Source organism: Cyanobacterium aponinum PCC 10605, from assembly GCF_000317675.1.
In the GTDB taxonomy this organism is placed as follows: Bacteria; Cyanobacteriota; Cyanobacteriia; order Cyanobacteriales; family Cyanobacteriaceae; genus PCC-10605.
The window spans coordinates 2,542,354-2,564,429 of sequence record NC_019776.1 but is presented as its reverse complement, the minus strand read 5'-3'; the positions used below and the strand labels follow the sequence as shown (position 1 = coordinate 2,564,429).

Here is a 22,076-nt window from a genome sequence, read left to right as displayed (position 1 = left end):
CCCTCTGTGTCTCCCCTTAAAAGGATAGGACTGTTTCATTGTTAATCACAGTAGTATGATGAATCCCTTTTATCCTCAATTTACACGACGAGAAGTGATAGAGCCAAAAATATTACATAAAAGGTGGGAAATACCCACCTAAAAACTGTTATACAGTGGTTAAAGATGCTAAAGGTTCAGGAATGTCTGCTGAAGGTGCATCAAATTTACCAGTAATAACATACTCTAAACGCAATTTTAAAAAAGTAATCCATTGCTCATTTAGAGACAAAATCGCCGCCGCAGGTTGAGGGCATTTTGCTTTAATTTCTTTAAATTCTGGAGCATCTAAAAATGCGGGTTGTTTGATAAACCAAAAATCTTTTTCTTTATTTTTTTCCTTGTAGTCTCTTTCTTTTTCTTCTAAGACTTCATGGAGATTTTCATTGTCACTGGTTAAGAATTTTTCACTGGCAACAAGATAGTAATAAGTAGTCATAAATTTATCTATTTTCGAGTTAATTATAAAATTTGTTGGCTATTAGAAAGGTTATTTTGACACGGTTGTTAATTATATCTTACTTAATAGGAATAAGCTGAAGCATCTTAATTAAAGTTGATTTTTCATCGCTAGCTTCATTTCTTTAACCGCTCTTTCTAATCCTACTAACACAGCACGGCTAATGATACTATGACCAATATTCAATTCTTCCATGCCTTCAATACAAGCAACAGGATACACATTCCAATAGGTTAAGCCATGGCCTGCATTTACTCTCAAACCCAACTCTAAAGCCTGTTTAGTACCTTTTTTTAAAGCGCTTAATTCCTGTTGACGGGTTGACTCATTTTCCGCATCCGCATATTTCCCCGTGTGTAATTCGATAAAGATAGCCTTAGTTTTTGCCGCCGCTTCAATTTGTGCCTCATCCGCATCAATAAACCAACTCACAGGAATATCCGCCGACTGCATTTTATCGACAATGGCGGTAAATTTTTCGAGGTTATTAACAATATCAATTCCCCCTTCTGTTGTTACCTCTTCTCTTTTCTCGGGAACTAAAGTAACATAGTCAGGTTTCAAAGAAAGTGCGATCGCAACCATTTCTTCTGTGGGTGCCATCTCTAAATTCAAATGAGTACGCACAGTTTCTCTTAAAATACGCACATCTCGATCTTGAATATGACGACGATCTTCTCTTAAATGGGTAGTAATACCATCCGCGCCCCCCAACTCTGCTAAAACCGCAGCTGCAACGGGGTCTGGTTCAACAGTACGCCTTGCTTGACGAATAGTTGCTACGTGGTCTATATTAACTCCTAATGTTAACAATCTTTTCCTCCTAACAGACAAGTATTCAATATAGTTTACTCAAGGGGCAAAGAGCAAAGGTAAATAGTGAATAATGAATAGTTGATAGTTGATAATTACTCGTTACTCGTTACTCATTACTCCCCTAAACCTGACACCTGCAACCTGACACCTGAAACCTTATTTCTTGGCAGTTTTAATTTGTTGTAAGAGCAACTCTAATTCAGCTTCTAAGCTCATATATTTAACTTGTTGGTCTGCTTGATAGGCTTTTTGTAACTGTTCTAGGTTATAGTTAGTGGTTTTTAATTCGGTTTTCATAAGTATATATGCTTAATTATATTTTTATTAAATAATTGATTTTAACTCAAATCTAATCATAGACGATATTTTAAGAAATGTAAACGAGAAAAATTGAGCTAGTCTCCCGTCAAATCTTAATTTTTTTCAGTCTTAAAGCATTTGTAACTACGGAAACGGAACTAAAAGCCATTGCACCCCCTGCAATAATGGGGTTTAATAACAGTCCGAAAATAGGGTAAAAAATTCCTGCGGCCACTGGAATACCTATCACATTATATATATATGCAAAGAAAAGGTTTTGTTGAATATTTCTCATGGTAGCTTTACTCAATTTGATGGCAGAAACAAGGGTTTGCAAGTCTCCTGAAATCAAAGTTATATCACTAGATGCGATCGCAACATCTGTACCCGTACCAATAGCAAAGCCAACATCAGCTTGAGCAAGAGCAGGAGCATCATTAATACCATCCCCCACCATTGCCACTAATTTCCCTTGATTTTGTTGAATTTCCTTAATTTTTGCCGTTTTTTCATCAGGGCGAACTTGAGCATAAAATCGTCTAATCCCTGCTTGTTGAGCAATTTTCTCCGCTGTTTGTTCATTATCCCCCGTTAACATAATTACTTCTAAACCCATTTTTTGTAATTTTTCCACTGCGAATTTAGATGAAGACTTGAGACTGTCGGCAAGGGCTAATAAGCCTACTATATCGCTCTCTATGGCTATCCAAGCGTTAGTTTTAGCAAAAACTTCGTTATTACATAAACTCTCTAATTTACCCGTATTAATGCCTAATTCCTGAAACCATTTTTTTGTACCCATGCGTACTAACTTGCCTTCGATAAATCCTTGCACACCGCAACCAGAAACTGCCTCAAAGCTACTTACTTCTAATGGATTTACCCCCTGTCTTCGGGTATATTCGATAATAGCTTCAGCAATGGGATGTTCAGAATTTGCCTCTAAACTGGCAACGTAGGTTAATATCTCTTTCTCTGTTTTAGTACCATTAACCGTGATAAAGTCCGTTACGACTGGTTTACCTACTGTTAAAGTGCCTGTTTTATCCAAGACGATAGTTTTGATTTTGTGGGCCTTTTCCAAACTACTAGCATCCTTAATCAAAATACCGTGACTTGCCCCTAACCCTGTGCCAACCATAATAGATGTAGGGGTAGCTAATCCTAATGCACAAGGACAAGCGATAATTAAAACATTGATAGAAGCGATTAAGGCTAAAGTAAAATTACCCCCTATCAACCACCAGATAAGAAAAGTAACAAGGGCAATAATTATAACCACAGGTACAAACCAACCCGTAATTTGATCAGCTAATTTTTGAATCGGTGCTTTACTCGATTGGGCTTGTTTCACTAATTCGACGATTTGAGCTAATACCGTATCTTTGCCGATTCTTGTGGCTTTAAACTGAAAACTACCTGTTTTATTAATAGTCGCTCCAATTACTTCATCTCCCACTGTTTTTTTTACTGGTTCAGACTCTCCCGTCACCATACTCTCATCAATGGAAGACTCACCTTTAATTATTTCTCCGTCCACTGGTATTTTTTCCCCGGGGCGTACTATAATAATTTCATCAATTTTAACTTTCACAATGGGGATTTCCTGCTCATTTCCGTTTCGAATGACTCTAGCAGTTTTTGCTCCTAGCTGTAATAATTTCTTAATGGCTTCAGAAGTCTGATTTTTAGCCCGATGTTCAAAAAATTTCCCCAAGAGAATTAAAGTAATAATCACTGCCGCCGATTCATAGTAAACACTAACTTGTAAACCTTGATTTTCAAGCCATTGAGGGAAAATAGTTACGACTAAGGAGTAGAGATAAGCCGCCCCCGTACCCAAAGCCACAAGGGTATTCATGTTAAAACTACGATGTTGAAGAGCAGAAATTGCCCCAGTAAAAAATGATTGTCCACACCAAAACATAACGGGAGTAGTTACCAACAACTGTAACCAAGGATTATGTAGCCACATAGGAATGAAAGGAATATGTAAACCTGTCATCATGGGCAGTGAGGTAATAACTAAAAAAGCACTTATTACTCCTCCGAAGATTAATTTATTGATGAAATCTTGGCTTTCTTGCCGTTTACTTTCTTCTTCATCGGTGAAAAGATTATCTTCTTCATCAACAAAGGCTTGATAACCAATATTTTCTACTACTTGCTCAATGGCTTCAATATTTGTTGATTGAGGATTATAAGTTACACTAGCTTCTTCTAGGGCATAGTTAACGATACATTCTTCCACCCCTTCTATACGACTAATGGCTTTTTGAATACTGTTAGCACAAGCCGCACAACTCATGCCCCTTAATTGTAGAGTTTGTTTTTCTAATGGTTGGGTTATCATCTTTTTCTTTGGATATAGTTAGTTATACCGAAGGCAATATCAATAATTATTTTTAGCTTAAACCTTCTAGTTAGCTAGAATGTCCATCAAGAATTATTTAGATATGGTTGAAATAAAAATTAATTAACTCGATCGAAAAAAATTTCTACACTATTGCATAAATGGGTAAAAAGTAACTGATAAATAAGTAAGAAAGTTTTAGGAGTATGAAATATGATTGATAAACAACAATCTCAACCCAAATTAGAACAAGAAGAAGATATTAATTGGGATGATTACCTTGATGAGGAAGAGGAGGAAAGAGAAACTGAAGATTAAAGAGAGTTTGCTGGAAAAATATAGCTTTGTCGTAGTTTTCAGGTTTTAGGTTTTGGGTTTCAGGTTGATTTTCTTCTTTACCTATTTTTTATTCGTGTATTTTTATAGGATAGCAGATGTATAATTAACTAAATATTCCCCTTCCTGCTTGGATTCATGCTATTACAACCCCATCAAAGAACTAAATTAGATCAAAGTGATGATAATTTATTTTACTCTTTCCCTCGTTTTGTCACCCATGTGGATGAGAATTTTATTAGTCAGTTAACGGATTTATATAGGCAACTTTTGCAACCACAGACAAGAATTTTGGACTTGATGAGTAGTTGGGTATCTCATTTACCTCCTGAGATGGAATTTGCTCATGTGGAAGGTCACGGAATGAATGAGGAAGAATTAATAAGGAATCCTCGTTTAAATAGTTATTTTATCCAGAATTTGAATGAAAATCCTAAATTGCCGTTAAATGATGCTGATTTTGATGGGGTTTTGTGTGCGGTTTCTGTACAGTATTTACAGTATCCTGAAGCCATTTTTAGCGAAATTGCCCGTATTCTTAAGCCCAATGGGGTGGCAATTTTTAGCTTCTCTAATCGAATGTTTTATCAAAAAGCGATCGCAGTTTGGAGGGATGCAACAGATAGACAGAGAATTCATCTTGTTAAATCTTACTTCCAATCGGTTAAAGAATTCAATACTCCTCAGATAGTTGCTACTCAACCTGAATTACCTGCTATTTTACAAATGTTCGGAATTGGAGGAAAAGATCCTTTTTATGGAATTTTTGCTAGAAAAAATTAAGTTTTTATTTGTGGTTATAGATTTTTAAATAAGGCTTTACTAATTAATTTTAGAAATATTATACTATTTTAAATAGAAAAATTGATGATTTATAAATATTATTAATTTAGAAGATGAAGCCCTATCAAAAAATTATCATTCAAGAATGCGGTGAGCCATTGGTGCAGATTCCTGAGCAGGATTTTTATTTGGAAACACCTTCTGCTTACGCTAGATTGGGGGCAGATTATCAAGGAAAGTCTCCCTATTTTCTTCGTGCAGGAGTATTAGATAAGTTATTGATAGCAAAAGAAGAGTTAAAAAAAATAAATCCTCATTGGAAAATTAGAATTTTTGATGCTTATCGACCTGTTTCAATTCAAAAGTTTATGGTGGAATATACTTTTAATTCTATTTGTAAAGAGAGAGAAATTAATGTTGATATTTTAGGAGAAGAAGAGAAAGAAAAAATTTATCAAGAAGTATTTAAAATTTGGGCAATTCCTAGCGATAACCCTCTTACTCCTCCCCCTCATAGTACGGGAGGTGCGATCGACCTTACAATTATGGATGAGAATAAGCAATCGATTCCGATGGGGGGAGAAATTGACGAATTATCTCCTGTATCTTTGCCTGACTATTATCTTGATGCCCGAGACGAACCAGAAAAAACCTATCATCAACATCGACAAATACTCTTACAAATTATGACTAAAGCAGGATTTCACCGTCATCGTGAAGAATGGTGGCATTTTTCTTATGGTGATCAAATGTGGGCATGGTTAGAAAATGAAGCTAATCCCCAGAGTCATTATATCGCTAAATATGGAAAATACGAACAATGATCGCTATATAATGATTTTGAGATATAAATAAGAGCTTATAAAAAGCAAGGCGTTTCTTTTCAACTATGAATTATAAAATATCGGAGGGTAAAACCTATCCCCTCGGTTCAAGGGTAGAAGATGGGGGGGTGAATTTTTCTCTCTTTTCTAAACACGCTGAAAGAGTAGAATTATTATTATTTGATCATCCTGATAGTGAACCTAGTCACGTTATTCCTTTAGACCCTAAACTTAACAAAACTTATCATTATTGGCATATATTCGTCCATGGTATTAAGGACAAACAAATTTATGCTTATCGAGTTTACGGGGCTTTTCAACCGGAGAAAGGACATCGTTTTGATGGTTCAAAAGTATTATTAGATCCCTATTCTAAGGATGTGGTAAATACAGAAAAATTCGATCGCAATTTAGCGAAACAATATGGGGTTGATAATTGTTGTCAAGCCTTAAAAAGCGTGGTGGTAGATACTCGTCATTATGACTGGGAAGGAACAACTCATCCTCGTATTCCTTTTGCTTCCACAGTAATTTATGAGATGCACGTTGGTGGTTTTACAAGAAGGGAAAATTCGGGAGTAAATCCGAAAAAACGGGGAACTTTTGCTGGATTGGTGGAAAAAATACCTTATTTAAAAGATTTGGGCATTACTGCAGTGGAATTATTGCCGATACATCAATTTGACGTGAAAGATGTTGTGAAGCCTGAGTTGGAAAATTATTGGGGTTATAGCACTATTAGCTTTTTTGCACCCCACCGTCAATATAGCCATAACCAAAGTTTAACTGGTCCTGTGGATGAATTTCGAGACATGGTTAAAGCCTTCCACAAAGAAGGAATTGAGGTTATTTTAGATGTGGTTTTCAACCATACTGCGGAGGGGGATGACACTGGCCCTACTTTTTGCTTTAAGGGCTTAGATAATTCTATTTACTATCTTTTAGAGGATAATCAGGCAAAATATAAGAATTTTAGCGGTTGTGGTAACACTTTCAAGGCAAATCAACCCGTTGCTCGTAATTTAATTATAGATTCCCTTCGTTATTGGGTATCAGAAATGCACATTGATGGTTTTCGTTTTGACCTTGCTTCTATTCTAGGGCGAGATCATCTTGGTGAACCCATGTTAATTACTTCTGTTTTAGCGGAGATGGAATCTGACCCCATTTTAGCTGGTACTAAGTTGATTGCAGAGGCCTGGGATGCGGCGGGATTGTATCAGGTGGGAGAATTTATCAATCATGGGGATTGGTTTGCAGAATGGAATGGCCCTTTTCGAGATGATGTACGGCGTTTTGTGCGAGGGGATGAAAAAACAGTTAAACTTCTAGCGGCAAGGATTTTGAGTAGTTCTGATATTTATACTAAACCTGATCGAGAGCCTAACCGTAGTATCCATTTTGTCACCTGTCATGATGGTTTTACCCTTGCTGATTTAGTTTCCTATAGCAAAAAAAATAACTATGCCAATGGGGAAGATAATCGAGATGGTTGCAGTAATAACTTTAGTGCCAATTATGGGGTAGAAGGTTATACAAATGACGGGCATATCAATCGCCTAAGAGAAAGACAGATGAAAAACTTTTGGGTGATTCTACTTTTAGCTCAAGGAACACCTATGATTACAATGGGTGACGAAGTAGGGCGATCGCAACACGGAAATAATAATGCCTACTGTCAAAATAATGAACTCAGTTGGTTTAATTGGGATGATGTTGAGAGAAATAAAGGCTTGTTACGGTTTGTGAAAGGTTTAATCAAATTGATTCAATCCCTTGATGTGTTTCAGCAGGAGAGATTACTTAAAACAGAGGAAAATGGAGGTAATCCTTATTTAATTTGGCATGGTACACAACTTTATAAGCCTGATTGGAGTGATTATTCTCATAGTATTGCTTTCACTTTACATCATCCTCAAAAGGGGGAATTTCTCCATGTAATGTTTAATGCTTATTGGGAATGTCTTGATTTTCAGATTCCTCAACCACCGGATGGTAAAAAATGGTTTCGCATTATTGATACTTCCGTCCCTCCTAATGATGATTTTTATGAGCTTAAAGATGCGATCGAAATTAATGGACATACATATTTAGTACACGATCGCACTTCTGTGGTTTTGATTGCAAAATAGGTTAGGGATTGAGCGAGGTGTTAGGGTGTTGGAGTGTTGGGGTGTTAGGGAGAAACAAGTAACGAGTAATGAGGATGAGAGTTAGGAGTTTTTAATTCTTAATTTTTCACCTTTGCCCTTTTATATACATTCGGCGGCGGCACGATGAATCAGGGAATGACGATAAACTAACTCATCTAAGTCTTTGCAATATCCTCCTCCAATGACTCCGGCGACGGGATAACCTTCTGCTAAACAGGTACTTAAAACCATCATTTCTCGTCGATAAATTCCTGTGTCTGTTAAGGATAATTTACCGAGGCGATCGCATCCTGAAACATCTACTCCAGCATCATATATGACAATATCTGGTTTAACTTGTTTGAGTAAATCTGTTAAATGAAAGGCTAATATTTGCAAATAACCATCATCATCTAAGCCAATGGGTAGGGGTATATCTAAATCGCTCTTTTGTTTACGGTAAGGAAAATTCGCTTCGCAGTGCATGGAAAAAGTAAACACTCTTTCATCATCTCTAAAAATAAAAGCTGTGCCGTCTCCTTGATGAACATCTAAGTCAATTATCAAAATTTTATTGACTATCTTTTCTATTAATAAATAGCGAGATGCGATCGCAATATCATTGAAAATACAAAAGCCTGAACCATAATCAGGAAAAGCATGATGAGTACCTCCAGCGAGATTACAACAAATTCCATGCTCTAATGCTAATTGTACAGTTAAAATAGTTCCCCCCACCGCAGTGCAAGTTCTTTTTACTAATCCCTCACTCCAAGGCAAACCAATACGGCGCTTACTTTTATCGTCTAAAGTACCATCACAAAATTGACTTACATAGGTTTCATTATGTACTAGTTGTAATAACTTATCATTAGCGATAGTTGGTTTATAGGTAGATTCTTGAGTGATAATTTGATCCTTTAACAACAACTCATAGAGAAGTTTAAACTTCGGCATCGGAAAGCGGTGTTGTTCAGGCAATGGAGTAACATAGTCAGAATGATAAACAACAGGAAGATTCATTCAAATTGAGCTTGATATAATTTTATGTAAAGAAATTAAATAATAAAAAGATAACTATTTAATCTAAGTTATATAATTTTTTGCTAGGTAATTGCTTATATATATTGATATTAATATTATATTATATAACAGTATATAAAAAATTAAAACAAAATATTATTGATTCTATTAAATCTCAGAAAGACAATATTTCAATTCTTAATTTTCTTCCCAAAAATAGGGAATTATTAGAAATTTATAAAATAGCTTATAAATAAAAATGAAAGTGAAAAATATGCCATTCAAAGATTAGCAGGTAAATCATTTTGGTCTTTGATAGACTTAGAATATAATTTTATTTTAAGTAAGTTCGGTGAAACTATATATACAATAGATCAAGAACTTTTTTCTTAAACAAAAGCCTACTTTATTTGATAAAAATATATGTACTGTATTTAATTATGTCAACAATTAATCTTTCTGGTAGCTATCAAATTTTACATAGTAAGAATAAATCTAAATTCGAGGTGATAGAACTATTTGCAGGGTGTGGTGGTATGGCTTTAGGTTTTGAAAATGCTGGATTAAATACTAAATTATTAGTAGATATAAATAAAAATAGTTGTGAGACTTTACAAAAAAACCGTCCCAACTGGAATGTTATTAACCAAGATATAACTCAATTAGATAGCTATTATCAGGGGGGTGGTAGAACAGGATTTGCAAAAAGATTGGCTTATGATGAACCTTGTTTGACCCTTACTTGTAGTCCTTCTCAAACTCAAACAGAAAGATGTCACCCCATTGAAACAAGACCTTTAACAATAAGGGAATATGCCAGAGTTCAAACTTTCCCTGATGATTGGGAATTTGCTGGTTCGTTGACTTCTCAATATCAACAAATTGGGAATGCTGTGCCTGTTAATTTAGCTTATCATTTAGGTTGCAGTTTGATTGCAATGTTAGAGGGGAAGACTGGTTTATGTTCAGAAAAAGTCACTCAACTATCGCTATTTTAAACTTGACTATCTTCATCTACAGCCTTTTGTAGTTGTTCTCGCAAATCGGGCATAACAGCCAAAGCCCTTGTCCAATCGGGGATTAAAGCACCGGAAGGATCAGCAAAAAAGTATTCTCCAGATTCTCCTATCACTTGTTGGAAAATTTCGATTATGACTTCTTCTTGATGACGATCGTAGCTTAAGCCATTAAAACGAGCATCGAGGGAATATTGACGAGTGTAGTCTTGAGCTTCCCGACGATATTTGATTCTGAGGGCATGAATATGATCTCTGGTAATTATAACTTGTTCTGTTTCAGTTAGAGTACGAAAGAGCGATCGCAGTATATCTAAACACATCTTCTGTAAACCTTCGTTAGTGGATTTACCAATTTTTTGATGTTTATGGTCAAATATACCTAAATCAATTTGAGAGATTCTTTTTTCTGCTACATTGCGATAAACTTCTGCTAACAAACCGATTTCTAAACCCCAATTGGCAGGAATACGAATATTTAAGGCTAAGTCACTATTTAAGGCAAATTCTCCTGATAAAGGGTAACGAAAAGCATTAAGATAGCGTAGATAGTTTTGATAACCAAACATATCCGTTAAGGCACTTAACAAGGGAGTTACGAACAAACGTACGGCTCTACCGTTCAAATTACGAGAGTTTTCCCCAATACGGGCATAATAGGCTTTATTAAAAGCAATACCAAATTCTTTTTCTACCAGAGGATAAAGGAGTTTGAGAGGGTAAGATTTATCATAGGTAATTATATCAGCATCATGGAGTGCGATCGCTTCTCCTGCTAAGGTAGCCAATCCTAACCCTAACCATACAGCTTTACCTTTACCTTTATATCTCATTAAATCAAGGTCTTTTGCTCGTAAACATTCGAGAATATTAGTGATTCTTTGACCATTTTCCCAGAGAATATAGGTTTTTTGGGGTAAGGATTGAAAAAACTGTACTGTTTCTCTGTATTCTTCTATGGTTTTAGCATAGACACAGATAATGACTGTTTGTACAAATTGACACTTTCCTAATTCCTGACGAATAATGTGTAAAGCAGGGCGTTTTATTTCTTCATATAAAGCAGGGATTAAAACAACTGTTTTTGTTTCTTTTGTTAAGTCAATTAATTTTAATTCTAGCTCATTAATATCACAACCAAAATCGTGAATTGTGGTGATTAATTCTTGTTTGTAATCCATTTTTTTGAGAAATTAATTCCATTTTTATGATTATTTTTTAGTAATAATGCTAACTCTGAAATCCTAACTCCTAACTCAAATTAGTTTCTAGCAATTAAAACTCCGTAAGCATCAAGAGAAAGATATTTAATGGCAGTTTCTTGGATTTTTTCTACAGTAATATGTTTTACTTTTTCACTATATTCTAAAGCAGGGGTAATAGTTCTTAATTGAGAATAATAATAACCATATAAATTAGTGCGATCGCTTGGTTTTTCACTTTGAAAAATAAATTGACTAGCAACATTTTGTTTAACTCTATTTAACTCTGCTTCCGTAACTCCAAATTGCTGAATTTCTTGAATATGTTTAATAATTTCTGCTTGGACAATTTCTATATTTTCTTGAGATAATTGAGCAGAAACATAAAATTCCCCTTGAATTTTATAAGTGGTATTAGATGCAGATATGCGGGTAACTAATCGACGATTTTCCCTTAAATCACGAAATAAACGAGAAAGTTTACCTCTACCTAAAATTACCGCCAACACATCTAAAGCAATGGTTTCCTCCAGATGATTCAAACCCGGCACACGCCACAACATCATCAAACGTGCTTGTTGTAAATTACTGTCTGTATATTCTTCGGTAATTATGTCTGTAAATGGCAATTCAGGGGAATACTCAGGGGAAGGAGGTTGAAGTTGATTAGATTTTAAAGAAAGGGTATTGAGGATATTTTCGGTTAATTCTTCCACAGGCAAATTACCCACCGCCACAATAGTCATCCCTGAAGGTTGATACCATGAATGGTGAAATGACTGCATTTGTTCGAGTTTCAAATTTTCTATAATTTCCTCTGTACCTAAAATGGGGCGATGATAAGGTAAATTAGGGAAACAAAGATTCATCATTTTGTCAAAAACACGGCGACGGGGGTTATCATGGGAGCGGCGAATTTCCTCCAAAACAACTTTTTTCTCCCGTGTAAATTCTTCCGGGGGTAGGGAAGGGTTAGAAACTAAATCTAGTTGTAATGGTAATATATCGACAAAATCTTGGGGGGCGCAGGTAAAGTAAAAATGGGTATATTCTTGGCTAGTTGCCGCATTTGTCATCGCACCTCTAGCTTCTAATAAACGCTCAAATTCCCCTAAACCTAATTTTCGGCTACCTTTGAAGATCATGTGTTCTAAAAAATGTGCCATGCCATTGATATTATCTGCTTCTACTGCCGAGCCCATATTAAACCAAATATTTAATGTTACAGCCGCAACGGGTATTTGTTCAGCGATAATAGTTAGATTATTCTCTGGCAGAGTGGTAATGGTTGGCAGATGAAGGGATTGAGGTTTATTTAGAGTTATAGTCATGGAGTTGCGATCGTCAATAGTTGAGTAACAATTCTTATTGTAAATGCGATCGAGTCTCTTAATTTATTAAATTCATCACAAAACAGCTAAATTTTTCAATAGACTGATTTGAGCTACCAATTAAAGGAGCAAAAAAAGACATAAAGAAACCAGATAACATCCATAAATAAGGTATTTTAAATAAACCGATTAAACAACTACTAAACTCCGTTAAAATATTTCCCAATAATAAACCATTAACTCGATTTTTAAAACCGCATTAAATATTTACGATTCCAACTATCAACAATCACCCCTGCAAATAGAGAGGCGATAATTCTCGGTGTTTGAGTAAAAAATAAAATTAAGGCTAAAGGAGTGGCTTTTTCTGTGGCTTCCCATGCCCATAATGTTACGGCAAAATTGGTCATTTGTGAGCCAATAGTTGACAGGGTAATTCCTATCCATAAAATTAAAAATGTGTTGAGATTTTTTGCTTTATTCACTAATAAAATGAAGAATTAAAAATTAAGAATTAAAAATGATTTGAGTTCGGAGTTCGGAGTTCGGTATTAAGATAAAAAAGAACTTTCTCCCTAATACCCCAATACCCCTTTAGAATGTAGAATTAACTTCTCCTCATTCCCTTATCACCTCATCCCCCTATCCCCCCATCTACTTATAGGTATCAACGGCAGGGATTCTAACGAGGAGTTTTTCTTGTAAAATTTCAGGTACTTTTGCGGGTAAGATATAGCCGTTTTCACTGTCTGCATATAACTCTCCAAATTCGAGCAAGGCTTGATGATATTTTTCATCTAAGGGAGGAATATTGACAAAATGATAGGTATATTTATTACTAGCTAAAAAAGATACTGCACAGGGTTGATTACAAGTCCATAAACATCCACTTTTTACTATTTCTATGGATGAGTTTTCTGCATTTTTGATTAAATTTTGATGGAGATAATAGCCCCCTGATTTACCTTCTAAGATTTCTTGATTAACGGAAATTTGACAAGATTTACAAATAAATAATTTTTCTTTTTTCATATTTTTAAAGTTTATTTATTACTATTTTTTTTGTTCATCAATTAAATACTTAAATAAATCATCTAAGACTAGGTTTGCGGCAATTAAACCGCTTCCAATCCAATAACTAGGCACTTGATAAACCCTGCCATTTTGGACGGCTTTTAAATTTTGCCAGAGGGGATCTTTTTGCAGTGCTATTATTTTTTGTTGTAATTCTTCGTTGATTTTTGGGTCATTTTCCCCTGTCCAAATAAAGATTACATCGCCATCTGCTTTAGTTAATAACTCCTTACTAATCGTCATTTGAATCTCATTCCCCGCAATTTTTCGCGCTTCTTCAGCAGAGAGATTTTGACTTTCTGGGCGTGGTAAACCTGCATCGGTTAAAATTGTGCCAACAAAGGAGTCTCGCAAATACAGATTAATGCTATCGGGATAAATCCTCACCACAGAAACTACTGGGGGATTATCACCTATTTTTGCCCTAAATTCTGCGATTCTTCCGTCATATTTCGCCATTACTTCTTCTCCTAGCTCTTTTTTGCCTATGAGGGTGCTAAACTCTTGAAATACAGCCTTCCAATGACCGCTATGGGAGAATTTAATCAGGGCTGTAGGGGCAATTTGAGACAGATGAGGGTAGATATTTTCTTGGCCATCGATACCGACAATTAAATCGGGCTTCAGTGCTAATATTTTCTCGATATTTGGTTCGCCCGTTATGCCAATATTGTTGACATTGGTTAATCTATCCTCTAAATGTTTAGATATGCCCGAAAAAGTTGTACCTAATGGCGTTATACCAAGCGCGATCGCACCTTCGGTTGTAACAGAATCGAGGGCGACTAAGGTTTGCCAATCATTGGGAATACAAGTAACTCCTTGAGAGTGGTTAACTTGATGACAATTTTGATTAGTGATAACAGGGGGAGAATTAGCACTTTGACAACTCCAAGAGAATAAGCTAATTAGAGAGAGACAGAGAAATAATTTGGAAAAATGAATATTCATGGGATTTGATTAAGAGGCATTGAGATTGTGTGGAGTGGGTATATTGTCCCTTGTTTTTAAAATAAGGGCTAAAGCCCTTACTACAAACCTAAAAACGGAAAGAAACCTTACCCGAAACAGCAAAAGGCTTACCCACAGATGCCCCTAAAAATTCATCCGCCGCAATAAAATAAGTGTTATCAAACAGGTTTTCGATATTTAGCTGTACATCCCAATTATCTCGTTTATAAAATAACGCCATATCCGTACGAAAATAACTAGGAATGCTGTAACTATTACTAATATCCCCTTGTCTATCACCTACATAAAATAAGCCTAAACCAAAGCCTAAACCTTTCAAATCTCCCTCTGGCACTTCATAAGTTGTCCATAAGCTAAACTGGTTTTCTGGTACATTAGGTAAACGATTATCCGTTAAGCCAGTGGTATCCTTACTCACAAACGCATCTAAATAAGTGTAACCTGCGGTTAAATTCCACCCCGGCAAGATTTCCCCTCCTAAATATAGTTCCAAACCTTTGCTGGTTTGTTCCCCTGTTTGAATAGAGAAAAATCGATTATTGGGATCTTCTACGGCGATATTCTGCTTTCTGATGTCAAAAAGTGACGCAGTAATGCTAAAACTCTCAGATATGTCTGTTTTTACCCCAATTTCCCACTGTTGCCCTGTTTCAGGGTTAAAAGTTGAACCGTCAAAGTTACGACTGGCGGCAAAAGATGGATTAAAGGAAGTCGTATAAGAGGCATAAAGGGAAACATTAGAAACGGGTTGATAAATTAAACCGATACGGGGAGAGACTTTACTATCATTTTGCTCAAATTCGTCACGAGGATCACCGACAAATCCTGCGGTGCGATTTTGTTGTGCATAATCATAACGAAATCCTGCTAATAGTTTAAAATTAGGGCTAAATTCTACTTGATCTTGAAAATAAAAGGCAATTCTTGAGATGCGATCGTCTCTAAAAAATTCTGTTTTTCTGGCAAATGGGCGCCCAATATAAACAGGATCAAAAACGTTAATAGATGGATATAAGTCACTAAACTGAAATCCGGGGCGTTCGGAATTATAACGGTATTCTACACCTGCATAGAGTTTATGTTTAACCGAGCCTGTGTAAAAATTTCCTGTAAATTTAGCATCGGTAAAAAAGCGATTATAACTGCCGTCAGCCGAGTAAGCAAGGCGTGAAAGTTCCCCTGTTTCTTCGTCAAAGGAGTCAAATAAAGGGGCGTAACGCAAAGGTTTATAGTTGAGATACTGTAGGTTATGTTGAAATGACCAATTATCGCTAAATTCGTGCTTAAAGTTATAACCAATCATATATTGATCCTGTTCAAACCTAGCAAAATCTTCTCCTAAAAACCGCTCACGGGGTAAATTCAGTATTTTGCCGTTACTCGCAGGTAAACCTTCATCTATCGTTTCTCGACTACCTACATACTGCCCATAAAAGTTTAAATTCGTTCTCTCTCCCATCTGCCAAGTAATTATTGGAGATACAAGGAGGCGATCGCCATCCACAAAATCACGGAAACTACCATAATTTTCATAGGAAAAATTCAAACGATATTTGATACTTTTATCCTCGTTTAAAGGGGCGGATAAATCTGTGGTTACTAAATAGGTGTTAAAACTGCCAATGGTGGCGGAAACTTCATAATAAGGCTCATCTAGGGGTTTTTTAGAAGTTAAGTTAATAATTCCCCCCGGCTCACCCGCACCAAACATCACCGAAGCAGGACCTTTTAAAATTTCGATCGACTCTATATCTGTAGTGCTAATAGGGGCAAGAGTAAAATAAGGAATACCATCCCGAAAGACACTCTCATTACTAGGAAAACCCCGAATAATAAAACCCGGTCCAAATACACTTGTCCCCCTACCGCTACCCTCTACAACCCCCGTCACGGTGCGTAAAGCGTCCCCTAATTCCCTCACATTGCGATCTTCTAATACTCTTTGAGGTACAACTTGAATGGATTGAGGCACATCTAATAAACGAGTATTTGTACCTGTGGCAGTGGATGATGAAGGCACAAAATAAGTGTTATTATTTTGATTTTCTTGGGTTGCTAAGATCTCGATTTCATTATTTTCAGAGACTACGGTTTGCCCTTTTGTAACACTTAAGACTAGATTATCCGATGATGGTATCACTTGGCCGGTGGGAATGCCCTCTTTTCCCGTGATGGTGATACGTACAAAAGTTGCTTCAGGAGAGGTTACTTGAATTTCCTTAATGTCATCGGTGGGGTTAAATTCAACAAATATTGATTATTTGTTAAAAAGTTTATCTTAAAAAATGGAAGAAAAAGATAATTTACAGGAATTAAAAATAGCAACTTTAAATTCAGAATAATTACAACAAAAAATAGATCAGGAATCAGTTAGTTGGTGTGAAGAATTAATTAAAGATTTAAAAAAATTTAGAGATGAGAATAAAACTTGGTCTCAAATATGGTTTTCTACTTATATTATTTTTGGATTGATTGCGGTGATTTTTTCCTCCATAAGTGCAATTCTTACTTTTTCTGATTTTACCAATAAATTTATTCCATTTTCTATTACTTTTTTATCAACAGTATCAGCTTATATATTGACATTTTTAAATCTCTCTGGATGTGAAGAAATAGAGAAGGCAGTGTGTTAAAAGAAGTTCTGCATTATTGGAGAAAGTAAAAACAACTAAAAGATTAATTGGTTTGAAAACCGAGGCAGATATTTTGGATAAACTCTCAAGTTTTTCTGATCAATTTGCATCCTTGATAGAAGATTCCCTCAATTAGTATTAATTATTTATTCATAATCAATTAATTTATTAAGAACTCAAAATTTGCGAATTATATCATTGAAAAAGATCATCGCCATACATAGAAACCGATCGCATGATAAGAAAAAATAATTCCTTACCAAACAAATTTTAATTTTCATTGACAAAACGCAATAAAACTTTACGAAATTCTAGGGAAAACTGCACGTAGTTTGCACAAAGATTCTGTTTAAATAATCACCAAAGTTGAACAAAGTAGAAACAACATTTAAAAATTCAGTAATTGCAACCACTGAAAAACTTTTTTAACAAATAAAACAAAATTCATTAAATCACATAGTCAATCATGAAAACACCTTTAACCGAAGCAGTATCCAGTGCTGATTCTCAAGGACGCTTTTTAAGCAGTACCGAAATTCAAGTAGCTTTTGGACGTTTTCGTCAAGCTACCGCAAGTTTACAAGCCGCTAAGTCTTTAACTGAAAATAGCGACAAATTAATTAAAGGAGCGGCTCAAGCCGTATATCAAAAATTCCCTTATACCACCCAAATGCAAGGAGCAAACTTTGCCGCAGATCAAAGAGGGAAAGATAAATGTGCAAGAGATATTGGCTACTATCTTCGTATGGTGACATACTGCCTTGTTGCTGGTGGTACTGGTCCTATGGATGAATACTTAATTTCTGGTATTGAGGAAATTAATCGTACTTTTGATTTATCTCCTAGTTGGTACATTGAAGCTCTCAAATATATCAAGGCAAATCATGGCTTAAGTGGTGATCCTGCGGTAGAGGCTAATTCTTACATTGATTATGCTATTAACGCTTTAAGCTAAAGCTAATTCATGTCTTTTTAATTAATTTATTTAATCCCAAATAAAACAATTAATCCCAAATAAAACAAATAACGGAGGAAAAAACATCATGGCTATTACTGCCGCCGCATCTCGTTTAGGTGTATCTGCATTTAACGACTTCAAACCCGTAGAATTGCGCCCTAATTGGACAAAAGAAGAAGCACAAGTTGCTATTAATGCTGTTTATAAGCAAGTTCTCGGTAATGACTATATTATGAAATCCGAGCGCCTTTCTAATGCAGAGTCTTTATTATGTAATGGTTCAATTACTGTTCGTGATTTTGTGCGCATGGTTGCGAAATCTGAACTTTACAAAAATAAATTCCTTTATAACAACTTCCAAACCAGAGTCATCGAACTCAATATTAAGCACTTATTGGGAAGAGCTCCCTATGATGAGTCTGAAGTGATTGAGCATTTAGACTTATATCAAAATGAAGGTTATGAGGCTGATATTGACTCTTACATCGACTCTGAAGAATATAGTCGCAGTTTCGGGGAAAATGTTGTTCCTTACTACAGAGGATTCAATACTCAAACTGACCAAAAAACTGTTGGTTTTACCCGTATGTTCCAATTATATCGTGGCTATGCCAACAGCGATCGCGCCCAAGTTGGTGGTAATAAATCCCGTTTAGCTTCCGAATTAGGACGTAATGGAGTTTCTGCGGTAGTCAATCCCTCTGGTAGCGGTGAAGGTTGGGCATATCGTCCATCTAGTAAGGGTGTTACCCCCAATCAAACCTTCAGAAATTCCACCCGTGAAGGACGTGTTTATCGTATTGAAGTAGCGGCGATGAATTTACCCCGTTATCCCAAAGTACGTCGTATTAGCCGTGAGTGGTTAGTACCTTACGAAGACTTATCCACCACTTTACAAAAAATCCAAAAAATGGGTGGAAAAGTAGCTAGTATTACTTTAGCGTAATTATTCAACTATCATGGAGGTTTAGAAAATGTTAAGTACATTAGTTAGTGGTAGTTCCTATTCTCCTGCTAAAAATCGTGTTTTCGTCTATGAAGTCACAGGCTTAAAGCAAAGTGGAGAAAACGACAAAAATAACTATGCTTTCCGCAAAAGTGGCAGTGTGTTTATTCAAGTGCCTTATGCTCGTATGAATGAAGAAATGCAACGCATTAACCGCATGGGAGGCAAAATTATCAATATTAGTCCCCTTGTTATCTCTGAAGGGGGAAGTGGTGATTCCGAAGAATAAATATCAATAATTTATCTCGAATAAATTTAAGATTAGCATGGGCTTTTTGTCCGTGCTATTTATGTTTAAATGATGAATTTTTCGCTGAAAACTTCTGAAATTTCCCATTTTTTGGGCAATAATGAAAAAGAAAAAATCAATAATCAAATATTAAGAGTAATGAAAGTAAAAGCCGCAGTCGCCCTAGAAGCGGGAAAACCCCTCACCATTGAAACTGTTGATTTACAACCTCCTCAAGCAGGAGAAGTGTTAGTAGAAATTAAAGCAACAGGAGTTTGTCATACTGATGCTTATACTTTATCAGGAAAAGACCCTGAAGGATTATTCCCCAGTATTTTAGGTCATGAAGGGGCTGGGGTTGTTGTGGAAGTAGGCAAGAATGTCAAAAGTTTAAAGGTGGGAGATTGTGTTATTCCTTTATATATCCCTGAATGTCGTGAATGTGAATATTGTCTCAGTTTTAAAACAAATCTTTGTCAGGCAATTCGAGTAACTCAGGGTAAAGGAGTAATGCCCGATGGTACTTCTCGTTTTTCCCTTGATGGTAAGCCTTTGTATCATTATATGGGAACTTCTACTTTTGCTAATTATACTGTTGTCCCTGAAATTGCTTTAGCCAAAATTCCTTCTGATGTACCTTTTGAAAAAGTTTGTTATATCGGTTGTGGTGTCACTACAGGTATCGGGGCGGTGATTAATACTGCGAAAGTGGAAGCTGGTGCGAATGTGATTGTATTTGGTTTGGGGGGTATTGGTTTAAATGTAATCCAAGCCTGTCGCATGGTGGGGGCGGATATGATTATCGGGGTGGATATTAATAATAGTAAAAAAGCAATCGCATCTAAGTTTGGTATGACTCACTTTGTCAATCCGAAAGAAATAGAAGGGGATTTAGTCTCTTATTTAGTGGAATTAACCAAAGGCGGTGCAGACTATACTTTTGAGTGTATCGGTAATGTTAATGTTATGCGTCAAGCCCTAGAATCTTGCCATAAGGGTTGGGGAGTTTCTACTATTGTTGGTGTGGCAGGGGCTGGAGAAGAAATTAGTACAAGACCTTTCCAATTAGTTACAGGTAGAGTCTGGAAAGGAACAGCTTTTGGAGGTGCAAAAGGACGAACAGATGTACCGAAGATAGTGGAATGGTATCAGTCAGGAAAAATTAATATTGATGATTTAATTACCCATGTAATGCCTTTAGAGGAAATTAACACAGCATTTGATTTAATGCACAAAGGGGAGTCTATCCGCAGTGTTATTACTTTCTAAACCTTTCTAGGGTGTGTTGTAACCCGCCTTTTTTGTTTTCCTATTTTTATGCCGAGTTGAGATTATTTAATATTGAATTGAAAATGTTTTCTTAATATGATAGAAAATAAATCTTCAAATTAAGTAAAAATGCGAGCGCAGCCTTTTCCTCCAGAAATGGAAATCCAAGAAGAAGACTACTTCGATTATTACTATGATGAACCGGGTAGTGAACCCGGTAGCATTATAATCGATCCAGAGGCTTTACCCACTCATATTAATCTGATTGAATATAATCCCATTAAGGCTTATAAAAAATCTGATATTCAACCGAAAGATTGTCAATCTTGTTTGAATAATGACTTAGTTTCTTGGGCAGATATTCAGGGTTTGGGCAGTGAAAAGATTTTACGTGAAATTGCTGAGGTTTTTAGATTACATCCTTTAATTCTTGAAGATGTGGTCAATGTGCCTCAAAGACCAAAATTAGAGGATTGTCAAAATCAATTATTGATAATTTTACATTGCATTAAACCTAATTCCAATGAAATGGGTTTTACTTCTGAACAAATTAGCCTTGTTTTAGGAAAAAACTATTTATTAACTTTTCAAGAAGATGCCATAGATGATTTTTCTAAATTGCGCGATCGCATCAAAAATAATCAAGGAAAAGTTAGAAATTTAGGAGCTGATTATTTAGCATATTTAATATTAGATACATTGATTGATAATTACTTTCCCGTATTAGAAGATTATGGAGAAAGGATAGAATTATTAGAGGATTTAATCGTCGCAGATCCCACTCAAAAAACTCTCAAAGAAATCTATAATATTAGGAGAGAATTATTAGCTTTAAGACGTTCTATTTGGCCTCTAAGAAATTTATTTAATCAACTGACAAGAGAAGAAAATGAACTTATCAGTAAAGAGGTTTACATCTATTTTCGAGATTGTTATTACCATACCATTCAAATACTAGATATATTAGAAACTTACAGGGAATTAGCCTCTAGTTTAATGGATGTTTTAATGTCCTCTATGAGTAATAAAATGAACGAAGTTGTAACGTTATTAACTATTATTTCTAGTATTTTTATCCCCCTAACTTTTATCGCTGGAATTTATGGTATGAATTTTGAATTTATGCCTGAATTAGAGTGGCATTGGGGGTATTTTTTATGTTTACTATTAATGTTAAGTATTGCCTTATTAATGCTTTTCTTTTTCTGGCAAAGAGGATGGTTTAAGTTCTATTTTTCCAAAAAAACTAAGTGGTAATTTCCAGTCACTTCTATAAAATGTTTCTTATTGGTTAAATAAGCTAATATTTGTGTAACTGGT

The 22,076-nt window shown here is 35.6% G+C and carries 20 protein-coding genes; 9 read left to right on the top strand and 11 right to left on the bottom strand.

All coding sequences use genetic code 11. The features are described 5' to 3' along the window. Positions 1-148: 148 nt before the first annotated feature. The 4 genes from CYAN10605_RS10655 to CYAN10605_RS10645 form a co-directional block, all read right to left on the bottom strand. Positions 149-478 carry an MgPME-cyclase complex family protein gene (locus tag CYAN10605_RS10655; RefSeq protein ID WP_015219947.1) on the bottom strand — a complete coding sequence of 110 codons (330 nt, stop codon included), beginning with the start codon at positions 476-478 and terminating at the stop codon, positions 149-151. Between the two features lie 111 nt (positions 479-589). Further along, positions 590-1,312, bottom strand: a complete 723-nt coding sequence (locus tag CYAN10605_RS10650) for a pyridoxine 5'-phosphate synthase (protein ID WP_015219946.1) — start codon at positions 1,310-1,312, stop codon at positions 590-592. A 159-nt stretch (positions 1,313-1,471) separates the two neighbouring features. After that, positions 1,472-1,612 (bottom strand): hypothetical protein, encoded by a 141-nt coding sequence (locus CYAN10605_RS18865; RefSeq protein WP_015219945.1) that lies wholly within the window; start codon positions 1,610-1,612, stop codon positions 1,472-1,474. A gap of 109 nt (positions 1,613-1,721) precedes the next feature. Then, on the bottom strand, positions 1,722-3,968 hold the full coding sequence (locus CYAN10605_RS10645) for a heavy metal translocating P-type ATPase (protein WP_015219944.1): 2,247 nt from the start codon (positions 3,966-3,968) through the stop codon (positions 1,722-1,724). Between the two features lie 474 nt (positions 3,969-4,442). On the opposite strand from CYAN10605_RS10645, the gene CYAN10605_RS10640 reads away from it, so the two are divergent. The 3 genes from CYAN10605_RS10640 (at position 4,443) to glgX (ending at position 8,043) form a co-directional block, all read left to right on the top strand. After that, a complete protein-coding gene (locus CYAN10605_RS10640) occupies positions 4,443-5,087 on the top strand; it encodes a class I SAM-dependent methyltransferase (RefSeq protein WP_015219942.1) in 645 nt (214 codons plus the stop codon). A gap of 113 nt (positions 5,088-5,200) precedes the next feature. Continuing rightward, entirely contained in the window at positions 5,201-5,911 is a 711-nt protein-coding gene (locus tag CYAN10605_RS10635; RefSeq protein ID WP_015219941.1) for a M15 family metallopeptidase, read from the top strand. A 65-nt stretch (positions 5,912-5,976) separates the two neighbouring features. Beyond that, entirely contained in the window at positions 5,977-8,043 is a 2,067-nt protein-coding gene (gene glgX, locus CYAN10605_RS10630; protein ID WP_015219940.1) for a glycogen debranching protein GlgX, read from the top strand. Positions 8,044-8,163: 120 nt separating this feature from the next. On the opposite strand, the gene CYAN10605_RS10625 is transcribed toward glgX, so the two are convergent. After that, a complete protein-coding gene (locus CYAN10605_RS10625; RefSeq protein WP_015219939.1) occupies positions 8,164-9,066 on the bottom strand; it encodes a histone deacetylase family protein in 903 nt (300 codons plus the stop codon). Between the two features lie 440 nt (positions 9,067-9,506). Between CYAN10605_RS10625 and CYAN10605_RS10620 the strand changes: the two genes are divergently transcribed. After that, positions 9,507-10,064 (top strand): DNA cytosine methyltransferase, encoded by a 558-nt coding sequence (locus tag CYAN10605_RS10620; protein WP_015219938.1) that lies wholly within the window; start codon positions 9,507-9,509, stop codon positions 10,062-10,064. On the opposite strand, the gene CYAN10605_RS10615 is transcribed toward CYAN10605_RS10620, so the two are convergent. From CYAN10605_RS10615 to CYAN10605_RS10590, 6 genes are all read right to left on the bottom strand, one after another. Continuing rightward, entirely contained in the window at positions 10,061-11,263 is a 1,203-nt protein-coding gene (locus CYAN10605_RS10615; RefSeq protein WP_015219937.1) for a glycosyltransferase family protein, read from the bottom strand. The two genes, CYAN10605_RS10620 and CYAN10605_RS10615, sit on opposite strands and share 4 nt — an antisense overlap. A gap of 80 nt (positions 11,264-11,343) precedes the next feature. Beyond that, positions 11,344-12,615: a M16 family metallopeptidase gene (locus tag CYAN10605_RS10610; protein ID WP_015219936.1), complete on the bottom strand. Its 1,272-nt coding sequence runs from the start codon at positions 12,613-12,615 to the stop codon at positions 11,344-11,346. A gap of 248 nt (positions 12,616-12,863) precedes the next feature. Further along, entirely contained in the window at positions 12,864-13,100 is a 237-nt protein-coding gene (locus tag CYAN10605_RS10605) for an MFS transporter (protein ID WP_041922485.1), read from the bottom strand. Between the two features lie 169 nt (positions 13,101-13,269). Further along, a complete protein-coding gene (locus CYAN10605_RS10600) occupies positions 13,270-13,647 on the bottom strand; it encodes a DUF1636 domain-containing protein (RefSeq protein WP_015219935.1) in 378 nt (125 codons plus the stop codon). Positions 13,648-13,668: 21 nt separating this feature from the next. Further along, positions 13,669-14,640: an ABC transporter substrate-binding protein gene (locus CYAN10605_RS10595; protein WP_015219934.1), complete on the bottom strand. Its 972-nt coding sequence runs from the start codon at positions 14,638-14,640 to the stop codon at positions 13,669-13,671. Between the two features lie 88 nt (positions 14,641-14,728). After that, on the bottom strand, positions 14,729-16,801 hold the full coding sequence (locus CYAN10605_RS10590; protein ID WP_015219933.1) for a TonB-dependent siderophore receptor: 2,073 nt from the start codon (positions 16,799-16,801) through the stop codon (positions 14,729-14,731). Between the two features lie 959 nt (positions 16,802-17,760). Here CYAN10605_RS10590 and cpcA point away from each other — a divergent pair. From cpcA to corA, 5 genes are all read left to right on the top strand, one after another. Next, positions 17,761-18,249 (top strand): C-phycocyanin subunit alpha, encoded by a 489-nt coding sequence (gene cpcA / locus CYAN10605_RS10585; RefSeq protein ID WP_015219932.1) that lies wholly within the window; start codon positions 17,761-17,763, stop codon positions 18,247-18,249. Between the two features lie 88 nt (positions 18,250-18,337). Then, a complete protein-coding gene (locus CYAN10605_RS10580) occupies positions 18,338-19,198 on the top strand; it encodes a phycobilisome linker polypeptide (RefSeq protein WP_015219931.1) in 861 nt (286 codons plus the stop codon). Positions 19,199-19,226: 28 nt separating this feature from the next. Beyond that, positions 19,227-19,487: a rod-capping linker protein CpcD gene (gene cpcD, locus CYAN10605_RS10575; protein WP_015219930.1), complete on the top strand. Its 261-nt coding sequence runs from the start codon at positions 19,227-19,229 to the stop codon at positions 19,485-19,487. A 159-nt stretch (positions 19,488-19,646) separates the two neighbouring features. Then, entirely contained in the window at positions 19,647-20,756 is a 1,110-nt protein-coding gene (locus tag CYAN10605_RS10570) for an S-(hydroxymethyl)glutathione dehydrogenase/class III alcohol dehydrogenase (RefSeq protein ID WP_041922819.1), read from the top strand. A gap of 129 nt (positions 20,757-20,885) precedes the next feature. Next, entirely contained in the window at positions 20,886-22,013 is a 1,128-nt protein-coding gene (gene corA / locus CYAN10605_RS10565; protein ID WP_015219928.1) for a magnesium/cobalt transporter CorA, read from the top strand. Positions 22,014-22,076 lie beyond the last annotated feature (63 nt).